Here is a 13,966-nt window from a genome sequence, read left to right as displayed (position 1 = left end):
AGGCTGCCGAGCGGCGTGACGCCGCCGCTCGTGCCCGGCGCCACCCGGCGCAGCGTGCGCACCGATACCGGAGCCCGGCGGCTGAGCGCGCCGATCTCCGTCGCCCAGGTGTCGGCGTTGACGCTGGCCATCACGCCGACAAAGGCATACAGCAGCCATTGCTCCGGCCAGAAGCCGTAAACCGCGCAAAGGAAAAGGCCGACGCCTCCATTTGCGGTTACCTGGCCGGCATCCCGCCTGCTGCCCTTGGCGTAGTTTTTTTCCGCTCCGGACTTGGACGCATGCTTCTTCTTCCACTTCGACCAGAAGGTCGAAGAGACGAAAAATGCAATCAGCAAGCCGAACCAGACCGGCCCTCCATAGAAGACGTAGCCGGTTCCCATGAAAGCGGCCGCGGCCGCCCCGGAACCCGACAATGCCCGCAGCCGATAAGCCGTTCCGGCAATGGCGAGGCTGCCAGCCGCTCCGATGGCCAGCCGCAGCAGCGGCTCCGATTCAAGCAGCGTCCATAGCTCGTTCTCCGTCATCGTCCCGCCCCGCTTCCTCGTCTGCTCATCCCGGCCAAGCATCCCGCCCCGGCAGCTCCAGCGGCTGCGGAAGGCTGCGCAGCGCTTCCCGCCAGCGGTCGGGGTAATTCGTACAGATCAAAACCGAAGGGTCCATGAGCGCATAACGCCGGATAAGGCGAAAGTCGTTCAGCGTCCAGACCATCGTCCGGATGCCGGCCGCCTTGAGGAGGCGGATCCGCTCGCGGTTCATCGCGGAATGATCGGCCGACAGCAGGCTGCAGCCTAGTCCCGACAGCTCGGCCGGCAAGGATGCGCTCCAGCTGTCGCTGATCAGGCCGGTCTTGATGCCCGTATCAAGCGACCTCAAATGCCTGAGCGACTCCCTGCTGAACGAGGTCAGCACGCTGCGCTCCCGCATTCCGCTCCGCTCCACCGCCTCGGCCACCCGCTCCTCCAGCAAGCCGTCCACCCGGTCGTGGCGCTTCAGCTCGATGTTGAACTTCAGCCTGTCCCCTGTTTCCCGCAGAACTTCCTCCAGCAGCGGCACGCCTTCCTGACTGAAGGCCGGGGAAAACCAGCTTCCGGCATCCAGGGACTGAAGCTTGGCGGCAGCAACGCGGGCAGCCTCCGCCCTCCCGCCGTTGGTCGTGCGGTTAAGACGCTTGTCATGCATCAGAACGGGAATGCCGTCGCTGGACAGCTGCACGTCGATCTCGGCCCACTCGACATCGTCCGCTTCCGCAGCCAGCCGAACCGCAGCCAGCGTATTCTCGGGCGCGGCGCCGGACCAGCCTCGATGAGCGACGCATGGATTTCTCAACGCGCCTTCACCATTCCGTCCGTCCCGACAGATGCTGCGGAGCTGATGCCGTTCAGACGCTTCAGCAGCGCTGCGGCTTCCTCTCCTTCCAAAGGGGCAGGCCGGGAGAGCGTTATTTTCATCGGATGGAACTGCAGGCCGCAGTTGCCTTCCTTGGAGCAGACGGCGTCCAGCACGCCCGTCTCGCTCGTCTTGGAGTTCGAATTCGAGGTGAAAATGAAATTGCCCAGGCTGTAGGCGATCCACTTGCCCTTGTACAGCTCGAAGCCCTGCAGCACATGGGGATGCGCGCCGATGACGAGATCGGCTCCGGCGTCAACGAGATCCCTCGCAAGGCTTTTCTGCTGCGCGTTCGGCTGATCGGAACGCTCGGTTCCCCAATGGACCATGACGACGACCAGATCCGCCTTTTCCTTGGCGGACTTGATCGCTTCGACCGCCCTCGCCGAATTGTAGGCTTCCGCGACTCCGATCCGCTTCGGCCCTGCCATCCAGTCCGTTACAGGAAGCACGCGGCTGACGCCTATGTAGGCGATCTTGACGCCTTTGCTCGAAAGAATGACGGGAGCGAAGGCCTCCTTGTCGTTGCGGCCGCCTCCCACATGGGGAAGCTTGACGTCGTCGAGGTACTTCATCGTGTCCAGAAGCCCTTCCGTGCCCTGGTCGAGCGTATGGTTGTTGGCGACGGTGACGACGTCGAAGCCGGCGTCCTTGAGCGGCTTCAGATAGCCGGGCTTGCCTTTGAACACATACTGCTTGTCCTCTGCCGGCGTGCCCCGCAGCGTGATCGGCGTCTCCAGATTGCCGGCCGTCAGGTCCGGCTTGGACAGATAGAGAGCAGCGCCCTTGAACGGATAGTCAAGGCCGTTCGCCTCCATCTGATCCGCCACTTTGGATGCCAGCAGGATGTCGCCCGTAAAAGCCAGGCGGACAGCTCCCGCATCCTTCGGCATATCGCCGCTCCAGCCGCTGCCCGGGTTCGTGGAGACAGCCGGCGGCAGCGTCGCTTTTGGAGTCGCCGAGACGGTCGGCTCCGGCGTCGGACTCAGCGACGGGCTCGGCTGCTCGCCAGGCTCCGGCGTCGGCGAAGGCTGCTCCGGGCTGGCAGAAGGCGGCGGACTCGGACTTGGCGCGGGAGATGGATCGGATGAAACAGCCGGAACCGGGCTCGTCCCGCCGCTGCCGGAGCCTCCGGAAGAAGCCGAGCTGCCGCCTCCGCTGGCGGAAGGATCCGTCCGGTTCCATAGAAATCCGCCGACAAGCAAAGCCGCGGCGGCCAGAAGAATGAAGTTGACGATGACGAGCCGGCGGAGCCGGCGCTTGCGTTGACGACGGTGATCCTGTCTGGAGTTGGAACGGGATACGAACAAAAAAAGACAGCTCCTCTCGATATGATGAAGTAGCTTGGATGAGGACGGTCGCGATGCAAATACCATGCCATTATACCAAGTTCTTCGCTTCATAGCGAAAAGGAGCCGTCCACTTATTGGAACAGTCCCAAAACATGCTGCGCCGCCTCGCGTCCTTGCCGGATGCAATCCGGCAGTCCGACGCCGTCGAACGCCGCCCCCGTCGCGTAAACGCCGGGAGTCTGCTGCGCCATTCTTGCCCGCAGCCGGCCCATGGCGGCGACGTGGCCGACCGGATACTGCGGCATGGAATGGCGCAGCCTCGTGATCTCGGTGAACAGAGGGCGCGCCTCGATGCCCATCGTATCCTTCACGTCGCGGAGAACCGCGGCCGTCAGCTCCTCGTCGGACAGCTCCACCGCTTCCTCGGCGCCCGCCCTTCCCACATAACAGCGGAGGAGAACATGATCCGAAGGGCTGCTGTGCAGCCATTTGGATGAGGTCCACGTGCAGGCCGTAATCGTACGGCCCTCCGAGCGCGGCACCAGAAAGCCGGAGCCGTCGAATTCCATACACTCCACATCCCGGCGCGTGAAGGCCATGACCACGTTGGCGACAGATACATACTTCACTTCCCGCAGCTCGGACATGTCCGCGAGCGGCTCCAGCATCGAAGCCGCTGCCTGGCTCGGAGCGGTCACGATGACCGCATCCGCCTCAAGCCTCTCTCCGCTGCCGAGCTCAAGCTCGTAGCGGCAGCCTTCCCCGACGGATTCACAGATGGAAGCAACCGCCGTGCCCATCAGGATGCGCACGCCTTCCAGCGATCGCTCCAATCCTTCGACCAGTGTCCGAAGGCCGTGCCTGTACGTCATGAAGACGCTGCCTTTGACCGATTCGGGCAAATAATCGGGAGGAGCCGCAGGAGCCGCGCCCCGGCTGCCCGCCCGCGAGCCTCGAATCAGGCTGCCATGCTGGAGCTCCGCCCGGCGGAACTGGGGAAACGTCGCTGCAAGGCTGAGATTGTAAAGGTCGCCTGCGTAGATGCCGGCAAGCAGCGGCTCGCTGATCCGGTCCACGATATCGGGACCCATGCGGCGCTCCAGGAAAGCGCCGACGGATTCGTCCTCCCCGTCGTCCGGGCGCGGCGCAAGCAGCAGATCGCAGGACGCCCGGAATTTTGAATCCGTGCCGAGCAGCTCCGTCTTCAGGAATGAAGCCATGTCCGCCGGCACTCCAAGCACGAGCTTGGGCGGCATCGGATGCAGCTGCCCGCCTTGATAGATGTACGTTTTGGCCGCCTGCGGATTGGTGCGGACAAGCTCGTCAAGGAGACCGAGCTCTCTCGTCAGCTCCAGAATCGGCAGCTTGCGGGCGAGGAACGAATCCGGTCCCTTTTCAATGGTGAATCCATCCTTGCGCAGCGTCTCGATGCGTCCTCCAAGCCGTTTTCCAGCCTCGACGAGCACAAGCTCGCCCTCCAGATTCCGCTCCTCGAGCCCCTTGCGGATATAATGGGCCGCGCTGAGACCCGTCAAGCCTCCGCCGACCACAGCGATCCGCAGAGCTCTCCGATCGCCGTTCATTCCCCGAGTCCTTGAGCCGCTTTCGCGACGGAGTCGGCGAGAACCTCCATATAGAGAGGGTCGGAATTCAGCATCCGGATCCGGCCGAAGGCAATGCCCAGCTTGTCCGCTTCGGCCATCGCCTCGATATCGAGATCGTAAAGCACTTCCAGATGGTCGGACACGAAACCGATCGGAGCCGCCAGCAGCGCCTGCTCTCCGTCGCCGGCCAGCCGGGTCATCGTCTCCAGAATATCCGGTCCGAGCCATGGCTCCTTCGTGCGGCCGGCGCTCTGCCAGGTGAACTCCCAGTTGTGCGCGCCGGAAGCGTCGGCCACGGCGCGGGAAGTTTCGAGCAGCTGCTCCTCGTAAGGATCGCCGGATTCGCGGATGCGGACGGGAAGGCTGTGCGCGCTGAACAGCACCTTGACCGAAGCGCCTCCCGCTTTCTCGGAGACAGCCTTCATTCCTTCGCTCACGCGCTCCGCCAGCGCTTCGATCAGCTTCGGATGAAGATGATAGGATTCCACGCACACCATCGTGATGCCGCGCTCCTCCGCCTTCTGCATCGCCCGCTTGTTGTAGCTGGCCACGCTCATGGTGGAGAAATGGGGAGCGAGGACGATGCCGACGGCCATCGTGATTCCGTCTGCCGCCATCTGCTCCACTCCGTCCTCGATATACGGACGGGCATGCTTGAGCCCCTGATAACACCGGTAGCGTCCGGGTGCGGCCTGCTCAAGCTTGTCCTGCAGGCTGGCTACCTGGCGGTCCGTGTTCTCGCGCAGCGGAAAGACGCCGCCGACAATCGCATCGTACCGGTCGCTGAGCTCCTTGAGCTGCTCCGGCGAAGGGGCGCTGCCGCGGCGGATATGCGTGTAGTATTCTTCCACATGGTCCAGGCTCTCCGGCGTGCCGTAAGACATGACCAGGACGCCGATCGTTTTGTCAGACATGAGGCATCTCCTTTGCGGCCGTTCTCCGGGTGGCGATGGCATCGGCCGAATATTCGTGAATGTAGTCCGTCAGCAGCTTCAGCTTGTCGAGGGACGCTTCGGGGAACAGGCCGTGTCCGAGATTGAAAATGTAGCCCGGCTCCTTGATGCCCTCGTCGATAATGCTGCGCGCATGATCCTTGATGACATCCATCGGAGCGGTAAGCACGACCGGATCGAGGTTGCCTTGAACCGCATATCCGCCTCCGAGACGGCGGCGTCCTTCTGCAATGCCGACCCTCCAGTCGAGGCCGATCACGTCGGCCTGAAGGCCCTTCAGCTCCGGCAGCAGCTCGCCCGAGCTGACTCCCGGGAAGTAGATGCCCGGCTGCTTCAGATCGGACAGCTCGCTGAAAATCCGGGTGATCGTCGGCAGGACGAAGACGCGGAAATCATGCGGGGCGAGCGAGCCGACCCAGCTGTCGAACAGCTGGAACGCCTTGCCTCCGTTGTCCGCATGCGCCCGCAGATAGGCGATCACCATGTCGCCCAGCTTGTCCATCAGCTCGAACCAGACGGCCGGCTCGCTGTACATGAGCGCCTTGGTGCGCAGATAGTTGCGGGAGGGCTTGCCCTCGATCAGGTAGCTGGCGATCGTGAACGGCGCGCCGGCGAACGTGATGAGCGGAACCTTCAGCTCGCGGTCAAGAATCCGGATCGTCTCCAGGACGTGGGACAAATCCCCTTCCACGTCGATCGGCTTCAGCCTGCGCACGTCCTCCGCGCTGCGGATCGGATTGTGGATGACGGGGCCGATGCCTGCGACTATATCAAAATCGATCCCCATGGATGCAACGGGATTCATAATATCGGAATATAAAATGGCGGCGTCGACGCCAAGCTTATGTACCGGCATCATCGTGACTTCCGCTGCCAGCTCGGGCTGCCTGCAAATCTCCAGGAGCGTATGCTTCTCCTTGATCTTGCGGTAATCCGGATCGTACCGCCCTGCCTGTCTCATGTACCATACCGGCACATGATCCGTGCTTTCCCCGCGGGCCGCCCGGAGGAAGGAGTCGTTCTGTATCATATCCGCTCCCCTTTTCTTTCTATGAATTTCCCTTCGCTTTCCATTATGCCCGTTTTTAAAAACGCTAACAACCTTTACCCGGCGGGGGGAGATGACAATCCTATGACAAACGATAGGCATTCCTTCTTGATTGGAAAAGGATTATACTATCAGCAAAGCGGGCTGCCGCCAGCGTGCCAAGGACAAGGAGAAATCATACTAGATGAAACTGCCTGACAATGATCTTCAATTCGCAGAAATGGCTTTCCGCCATTCGAAGGATGGAATCGCGTTTCTGTCCGTCCAGGACGGCGCCTGGAGCGCGATGAATCCCGCTTTCCGCCGCTTATGCGGATGGATTGCCGAATCGGGCGGCCCGGAAACCGGCGGTCAAGGCCCCTTCCTCGGAGGCGGCGATGATCCGGAAAGCCTCCAGCGGCTGCTCAAGGCCGAATCCCCTTTGCGGCACGGGCTGACTCTGCTGAAGGCCGACGGCGCAGCCGTCCGGATCGACTGCCTGCTCACCCTGCTGGAGGAGGATGGCCATGCTACCATCATGGTCCAGGCCTTTCCCGATTCCCTGCAGGAATTCCCCATCGCCCTCGACGAGGACCTGTACGAGCTGATCGTCGAGAATACTCGGGATCTCGTGAGCTGCAGCACGCCGGACGGAACGATCCTTTATATCGCTCCTTCCTGCAAGGAGATTCTCGGGTATGAGGTCCATGAGATGATCGGACGCAACCGCAGGGAGTTCTACCACGAGCGGGAAGCCCGGGAGATGGCCAACGGAGATATGTTTGACGTGAACCGCAGCTTCGTGCGCCGGACCCGGCACAAGGACGGGCGCTTCATCTGGATGGAGTCCTACTTCAAGGTTCTCGACCTGCCGGATGGGAGGCAGCGCATCCTGACTTATGCGCGGGATGTGTCGGCCATGAAGCGCTATGAGGAAATGCTTCAGACCGTATTCGATATGGCGCGGATCGGAGCCTGGCAATGGGATGTCATCTCCAACCAGATGTCGTTCTCCGAGGAAACCCGGGCGATGTACGAGGGCAGGCTGCCGTTGTCGGCGCCCGCAAGCGACGCCATCATCGATGCGCTCAACATCGAATCCGACGCCTCCGAGGATATCAAGCAGTTTCTCCGCCTCGGCGCCAGCAATCCCGGCACGCCCCGGGAATGGGAATATCCGGTATCGCTGCCGGACGGTTCGATCCGCTACGTCTACTCCCAATGCGTCCCGCGGGTGGACGAATCCGGACGGCCGTACCATTATACCGGCTTCGTGCAGGATGTCACCGAGCAGAAGCTGTTGGAGAAGCGTCTGCAGGAAAGCGAGCAGCAATACAAATCCCTGTTCGAAAACAGTCCGCAGGCCGTATACTCCATGAATTTGCAGGGAGATTATCTGACAGCCAACGCCAACCTCGAAAAGCTGACCGGTTACTCGATGGAAGAGCTGATCGGCAACTATTGGGGGCCGCTTGTGCCGGAAGAGTATCTCGACAAGACTCTGCATCACTTCGGCTTGGCCTGCCAGGGAGAGCCTCAATCATACGATCTGAAAATACGGCACAAGGAAGGCCATGAGCTCGAGATCAACACCATCAACATTCCGATCATCGTGGACGGCGAGGTCGTCGGCGTCTACGGGCTGTCCCAGGACATCACCGAGCGGAAGCGCCATCTGGAGCAGATCGAGAAGCTCGGCTATCAATATACGCTGATTCTCAATGCCGTCTCCGAGGGAATTCTGGGCGTGGATGTGGATGGAGCCTCGGTATTCATGAATCCGGCTGCCGCCGCCATGCTCGGGCTGAGCCACCCCGATATCGCCGGCAGGTCCTACCTCGACATGATCGAGCAGACGAGGGCCGACGGAACTCCGTATCGCAGCGAGCATTCACCGATCCACCAGGCGATCCGGGGCGGGCAGCCTTACCGCAGCCAGGAGACGGTGCTGTGGCGCCGGGACGGCTCCAGCTTCCTTGCCGAATGCAGCGTGACTCCGATCCTCGACCGCGGCGAGCATAAAGGCTCTGTCATCGTCTTCCGCGATATTACCGGGGAAAAGGAAATCATCCGCGCCAAGGAATCGGCGGAAGAAGCCGACCGGGCCAAATCGGAATTCCTTGCCATCATGAGCCATGAGCTGCGGACGCCGATGAATGGAATCATGGGCATGGCCGATCTCCTTGCCAGCACGGAGCTGGACGAGGAGCAGAACGGATATGCGCAAACCATCATCGAGAGCGGCGATGCGCTCCTGCGCATTCTCAACGAAGTGCTGGACTTCAGCAAGATCGAAGCCGGCAAAATGGAGCTGGATCTGGAGCCGTTCCAGATTCGGGAGACCGTCGCGGACGTTGCGGATCTGTTCCGAGCCAGCGCGCGAGCCAAGGGCATTTCGCTTGAGCTCGGCTTCCCTGCCGAATTGCCGTCCCTCGTCATCGGAGATTCGGGACGAATCCGCCAGGTGCTCGCCAATCTCATCGGCAACGCCGTCAAATTCACCGACGAGGGCTCCGTCACCGTGTCGGTTTCGCTGCAAGCTTCGGATCAGGCGTCCTGCATGGTGGAATTCAGCGTCAGGGATACCGGAATCGGCATCCCGCTGGACAAGCAGAGCCTGCTGTTCCAATCGTTCTCCCAGCTGCATCCGGCGATCAACCGCAAGTACGGGGGAACGGGGCTTGGACTTGCAATCTGCCGCAAGCTCGTGGAGCTGATGAGCGGGTCGATCGGAGTCGAGAGCGTTCAAGACGAAGGCTCGGTATTCAGCTTCGTTCTCCGCTTCGCTCTTCCTCAGACTGAGGACTCCGAGCTCTTGCAGACGGAACATTCCGGAGCGCCTCATCCGGAGACGCCGCTGGCCGCGAACTCTTATCCCGGCATCAAGGCGCTGGTCGTCGACGACAACTCCGTCAACCGCTCGCTGCTGAGGACGATTCTATCCAAGATGGGCTGTCTCGCCGATACGGCGGGCAACGGCGCCGAAGCGTTGTCCATCCTGGAGCGCCAAAGATACGATATCGTGTTCATGGATTTGCAGATGCCGGTCATGGACGGCCTTGAAGCGGCGTCCGCCATCCGCCGCCGGCTGCCCCTCGGCAGGCAGCCGGCCATCGCCGCCGTGACCGCCTTCGCCCAGGAATCCGACAAGAAGATCTGCGCGGATGCGGGGATGGACGACTTCATCAGCAAGCCGGTGTTCGCTTCCGAAGTCGCGCGCGTGCTCAGCCGGCTGGCGGCAGGCGAGATCGGCTCACGCGCCGGCGACGAATAGCGGCTTATCCATACCGTACAATCCCCTATGCATAGCTCCGCCCGCCGGCATTCAGCACAGCCCGGGCAGAGCTTGCACAGGGGATTTTCATTTGGCTGTGCCGAAAATCGCGCATTCAGGAAGGCATGCCTATCCCGGGCATCCCCCCATTCCGAATAGGATTGAACGATAGGTTCAGTTGGAATCGGGATACATGTAAGACCGTTTCAAAGGTTGTTATAGTTTGGTAGGGTGATGGAATAGTGGCATATGACTACTCGATTATTGGCAAGCGCATCAAGAAAGCCCGTGAGCAGAAGGGGATGACCCAAGAGGCTCTTGCCGAGCATCTGGATGTATCGAATGCTTACATAAGCAAAATCGAACGCGGCAAAACCCCGCTCAATCTCGACCGACTATCCGAGCTTTGCGTCGTCCTGGAGGAAACTCCGGAGTATCTGCTGAGCGGAGCCAACAGCAGCTCGCAAGATTTTCTCCGCCACGAGATCATGGATATGCTCGAAGGCTGCTCCCCCGAGAAAATCAGGTTGATCTCGCAGGTCATCCGGCCGATCATCCAGTATAAAGAAGATAAGTAACAGCAAAAAAACAGACCCGGATCGGAATCCGCGTCTGTTTTTTTGTTTCGGCCTCGTTCAGGCTCAGACAGAAGCATCTGCAGCGGCTGACGCAGGCAGATGGGAAGCGGCCACACGATAAATCGTCACTTTATTGCCGATTACCGGACCTTGAGCTGCCGATCCAAGTGCTCCTCCCTGTCCGTGGGACTGGCCGTGAGCATGACCTTGAGCTTGGCCGTGGGACTGGCCGTGAGCATGACCTTGAGCTTGGCCGTGGGAAGGGCCGTTGGCCGGAGCCTGCTCTCCGCCACCGGATTCTCCGTCCCGGCGCGAGTGCGCGCCGCGGAAGGAGTCGCTGGACGCCCAGGCTTCGAAGTCCGCCTTGCTCTCCCATGTCGTGCATACCCGGATTTCCTCGTCTCCATCCGCAGCTTTCCCGTGCAGCACATCCATGCGGATGAACCCTTTGAACGTATGCACCTGCTTCGGCTTGGCGAAACGTTCAAGAACAGCCTCTCCGAACCCAGCCTTCACCTTGATCACATTTTCGACAAGGATGGCTCCTGCTTCGGCTTCAGGCTCTTCGGAAGCAGCATTCAGCATCGACTTCAGGAAGTCTGCCGTCGCCGCCGCCTGCTCGCCGCCCATCAGCGCATGCTGCAGAAGCGTGATGCCATGCGGGCCTGCCGCATGCAGCTGGGCCGGATATTTCTCCAATGCCGCCTTGACGAGCGCGAGCTCGCCCAGCATGGCCGCTGCGAACAGATCGATCCGGGCTCCCTTTTCCAGCAGCCACTCCAGAATGTCTCTCCTACCGGTATGGGCAGCGGCTCCGACCGCCGTCTCCCAATCTCCTCCGCCCCAATTCATCGCCGCATGCAGCAGGTTCGGCTCCTGCTCAAGCAAAGCCTTCACCTGGTCAAACTCTCCATGCGCCGATGCTACAAACGCTCTTACGAGAGATGGATCCAATGCCGGTTCCTTCATTTACGACTCCTCCTGTTAGATAATTATATAGCGGCGATAGAGCCGCAAGCCGTTATGCCTTTTGCCTGACCGTCCGCACCGGCTGAAAGCTGGGAATCCCGTCTTCGGTGCGGATCCGCCCGGACACTCCGAAAATATCGCGGAAAAACTCTTCCCGGAACAGCTCGCCAGGAGTCCCTTCCGCGGCGATCTTGCCCTTCTTCACCGCCAGCAGGCGGTCGCAATAACGCGCTGCCTGATTGAGATCATGCAGCACCATGACGACGGTCGTGCCTCTCTCCTTGTTCAGCTTGCGCACCAGCTCCATCAGATCGAGCTGATGGGCGATGTCCAGATAGGTGCCGGGCTCATCGAGCAGCAAGATGTCCGGCGTCTGGCAGAGCGCCATCGCCAGCCAGGCGCGCTGGCGTTCTCCGCCCGACAACGCCGGGAGCGGACGATGCTGAAGCTCCTGCAGCGAAGCGGCTGCGATCGCCCAGTCGACGACATCCTCGTGAGCGGAAGAGCTTCCGTCCTGAAACCATTTCAGATGCGGATGCCGGCCTTTCCTGACCAGCTCCCGGACCGTGATGTCAAGCGAAGCATCCTGGTTCTGTGCCAGCATCGACAGCTTTCGGGCGGTTTCCTTCGGGTTCAGGGAATCCAATTCCGCGCCGTCCAGCAGCACGCTCCCTCCATGGGGCTTGACCAGTCTGGCGAGCATGCGCAGCACGGTCGACTTGCCGGAACCGTTCGGACCGACGATGCCGAGCCATTCCCCGGTCCGGATCTCGAAGTCGACGGCGTCGACGGCAGGCTGGCTGCGGTATCCGTAGCTCAGTCCGCGGCTTAGAATCACATTCATCGTTTCGCCCCCTTGCGCAGAAGGTAGAGGAAGAACGGAGCTCCGAGCAGTGCCAGCAGGATGCCGACCGGAAACTCGATCGGATCGAACCAGCTGCGCGCAGCCGTATCCGCCAAAGTGACGAGAGCGGCGCCGCCGACGGCGGATACAGGCAGCAAAATCCGGTAGTCGCCGCCGATGAGCAGACGTGCGATATGCGGCACGACAAGGCCGACAAAGCCGACCATGCCGGCCGTGCTGATGGCGGCGCCGGCCAGGAAAGCGGCGCAAGCCACGATCAGCAGCCGGTACACCTCGACGCGGACGCCGAGCAGCTTGGCGGCATCGTCTCCGAGCGCCAGCAGGTTGGCGGGCTTGATCAGCATCATCGCCGCTGCGATGCCGAGCAGCGCATAAGGAAACAGCGTGTCGACATGCGGCCAGCTTCTCCCGTTCAAGCTGCCCGACATCCAGGGCAGCACGGACTGCACCTTTTCACTGTTGAGGATCATCAGGGCGGACATTGCCGCTCCGAGCAGGGAATTGACGGCAACGCCGGCCAGAATCAGCCTCACCGGAGAAGCCCCTCCCTTCCATGCCAGCAAATAAACGACGGCGGATGCGGCCAGAGCTCCGACAAAAGCGGCGGCAGGCAGCAGCGCGATCTGCGCCGGAAACAGAATCATGATGGCGATCGCAGCCAGACCGCCGCCGGAAGAGACGCCGATTATGCCGGGGTCGGCAAGCGGATTCCGGAATACCCCCTGCAGCAAGGCTCCAGCAGTTCCAAGGCAGCAGCCGACCATCATCCCGGTCAGCACCCTCGGCAGCCTCAGATTCCATACGATCTGATAGGCTTCCGTATCCGCCGGATGGAGCAGCACGCTCCACACTTCCCGGATCGGAATATGGATGGCGCCGATAACCAGGCCTGACAGCGCGGCCAGCGCCAGCAATGCGGATACGGCGCTGAGCACGGCGGCATTCCGCGCCCAAGCGGGGTTTCGGGAGCGCCTGAGCTCTCCCGGAGTCATTACCGCCGCCATCAGTCCACCTGCAGAAGCAGGTTGTTGATCGTCTCGATCGCTTTAGGCGCGCGGATGCCCGGATTGGCTGCGAACAGATCCTGCGGCAGCACCTCGAAGCGGTCGTTTTTCACAGCCGGCAGCGACTTCCAGGCCGCATTGCCTTCGAATTGCTTCTTGAAGCCGGCTTTCACTTCAGCGGCGTCGCCATGCGTGATCAGCAGGATCAGCTCCGGATTGGAGGCGACGATGCGCTCCATGCTCAGCTCTGCGTATTGGGGCATCGTGTCCATCTTAGGGAACTTGGAAGCGACGTTCTCTCCACCCGCAAGCTCCAGGAAGCTGCCGGGATAGCTCGTCGGCAGGGCGACGACAAAGCTGCCGGGAGCGCCGTACACTATGAGCGTTTTCGGCTTGGACGCCGGCTTTTTCAGGCTGCCGACGGATCTGTCCATGCCGGCCGTAATTTCCTCCGCCTTGCTCTCTTTGCCGAGCAGCTTGCCGTAGAGGCGGACGGAAGCTTTGATGTCCTCGAACGTGTTCTGCGAATTGAACAGCACCTGGGCGCCCAGCTTCTCGATCGTCGCCTGCTGGCTTTTCAGCGCAGGGCTGGCGATGACGAGATCCGGCTTCACCGATGCCAGCTTCTCGAAGAGAATGCCGTGCGTGCTGCCGACTTCTACGGCCGAGGCCGCTGCCGGAGGATTGACGGCGCCGAGCGCGGTCGGACGGCCGACTACGGCTCCGCCCAGCGCGTAGATCATTTCCGTATCCGCCGACGAGAGGGTGACGATCCGCTTCGGCTTCGCCTTCAGCGTGAAGCTGCCTGTGCTCGTTTTGAGCGTCAAGGTGCTGCTGATGGCGGCCGTGCGGCTGCCTTGATTCCAGCTCACCCACTTGCCGAATGCCTCGGACAGCAGGCGGAGCGGCACGAAGGTGCGTCCGTTCTGGATGACAGGGGCGGCGTCGAGAGCCACTTTCGAGCCGTTTATGTATGTATGCGGTGGAGGAGCCAGCGGTCAGCTTGACGTT

At 61.5% G+C, this 13,966-nt stretch carries 12 protein-coding genes and 1 pseudogene; 2 read left to right on the top strand and 11 right to left on the bottom strand.

Annotated elements, in window-relative coordinates; genetic code table 11:
- The 6 genes from PHU01S_RS22980 to hemE all read right to left on the bottom strand — a co-directional run.
- A partial coding sequence (locus tag PHU01S_RS22980) for a DUF92 domain-containing protein (RefSeq protein WP_174806399.1) occupies positions 1-527 on the bottom strand: 527 nt, incomplete at its 3' end.
- 25 nt (positions 528-552) lie between these two features.
- Positions 553-1,329 carry a glycerophosphodiester phosphodiesterase gene (locus tag PHU01S_RS22975; protein WP_049867072.1) on the bottom strand — a complete coding sequence of 259 codons (777 nt, stop codon included), beginning with the start codon at positions 1,327-1,329 and terminating at the stop codon, positions 553-555.
- Positions 1,326-2,699, bottom strand: coding sequence for a CapA family protein (locus PHU01S_RS22970; RefSeq protein WP_246029319.1), 1,374 nt, complete (start codon positions 2,697-2,699; stop codon positions 1,326-1,328). The genes PHU01S_RS22975 and PHU01S_RS22970 overlap by 4 nt, the downstream gene beginning before the upstream one ends.
- Before the next feature lie 113 nt (positions 2,700-2,812).
- A complete protein-coding gene (gene hemG, locus PHU01S_RS22965; RefSeq protein WP_127510137.1) occupies positions 2,813-4,264 on the bottom strand; it encodes a protoporphyrinogen oxidase in 1,452 nt (483 codons plus the stop codon).
- The gene (gene hemH / locus PHU01S_RS22960; protein WP_048748310.1) at positions 4,261-5,199 is read right to left on the bottom strand and encodes a ferrochelatase; all 939 of its coding nucleotides are present in this window, start codon (positions 5,197-5,199) and stop codon (positions 4,261-4,263) included. Before hemH ends, hemG begins: the two co-directional genes overlap by 4 nt.
- On the bottom strand, positions 5,192-6,268 hold the full coding sequence (gene hemE, locus PHU01S_RS22955; RefSeq protein ID WP_049867069.1) for a uroporphyrinogen decarboxylase: 1,077 nt from the start codon (positions 6,266-6,268) through the stop codon (positions 5,192-5,194). Before hemE ends, hemH begins: the two co-directional genes overlap by 8 nt.
- A gap of 202 nt (positions 6,269-6,470) precedes the next feature.
- Between hemE and PHU01S_RS22950 the strand changes: the two genes are divergently transcribed.
- Positions 6,471-9,539, top strand: coding sequence for a PAS domain-containing hybrid sensor histidine kinase/response regulator (locus PHU01S_RS22950; protein ID WP_049867068.1), 3,069 nt, complete (start codon positions 6,471-6,473; stop codon positions 9,537-9,539).
- A 242-nt stretch (positions 9,540-9,781) separates the two neighbouring features.
- Positions 9,782-10,117: a helix-turn-helix domain-containing protein gene (locus tag PHU01S_RS22945; protein ID WP_094248001.1), complete on the top strand. Its 336-nt coding sequence runs from the start codon at positions 9,782-9,784 to the stop codon at positions 10,115-10,117.
- Between the two features lie 63 nt (positions 10,118-10,180).
- Here PHU01S_RS22945 and PHU01S_RS26775 read toward each other — a convergent pair whose 3' ends face one another.
- From PHU01S_RS26775 to PHU01S_RS22925, 5 genes and pseudogenes are all read right to left on the bottom strand, one after another.
- Complete coding sequence (locus PHU01S_RS26775; RefSeq protein ID WP_232313175.1) at positions 10,181-10,702, bottom strand: antibiotic biosynthesis monooxygenase; 522 nt, start codon at positions 10,700-10,702, stop codon at positions 10,181-10,183.
- Between the two features lie 6 nt (positions 10,703-10,708).
- A pseudogene (locus tag PHU01S_RS26770) lies at positions 10,709-11,086 on the bottom strand (ankyrin repeat domain-containing protein); the annotation flags it as partial.
- 52 nt (positions 11,087-11,138) lie between these two features.
- On the bottom strand, positions 11,139-11,930 hold the full coding sequence (locus PHU01S_RS22935; protein WP_048748308.1) for an ABC transporter ATP-binding protein: 792 nt from the start codon (positions 11,928-11,930) through the stop codon (positions 11,139-11,141).
- A complete protein-coding gene (locus PHU01S_RS22930) occupies positions 11,927-12,955 on the bottom strand; it encodes a FecCD family ABC transporter permease (RefSeq protein ID WP_232313173.1) in 1,029 nt (342 codons plus the stop codon). The genes PHU01S_RS22935 and PHU01S_RS22930 overlap by 4 nt, the downstream gene beginning before the upstream one ends.
- Positions 12,955-13,926 carry an ABC transporter substrate-binding protein gene (locus PHU01S_RS22925; RefSeq protein WP_281279840.1) on the bottom strand — a complete coding sequence of 324 codons (972 nt, stop codon included), beginning with the start codon at positions 13,924-13,926 and terminating at the stop codon, positions 12,955-12,957. The genes PHU01S_RS22930 and PHU01S_RS22925 overlap by 1 nt, the downstream gene beginning before the upstream one ends.
- Positions 13,927-13,966: the final 40 nt, after the last annotated feature.

It is taken from the genome of Paenibacillus humicus NBRC 102415, assembly GCF_004000905.1.
Classification (GTDB): domain Bacteria; phylum Bacillota; class Bacilli; order Paenibacillales; family Paenibacillaceae; genus Paenibacillus_O; species Paenibacillus_O humicus.
Note: the sequence above shows the minus strand (reverse complement) of the source record. Positions and strands in the feature narration are given on the sequence as shown.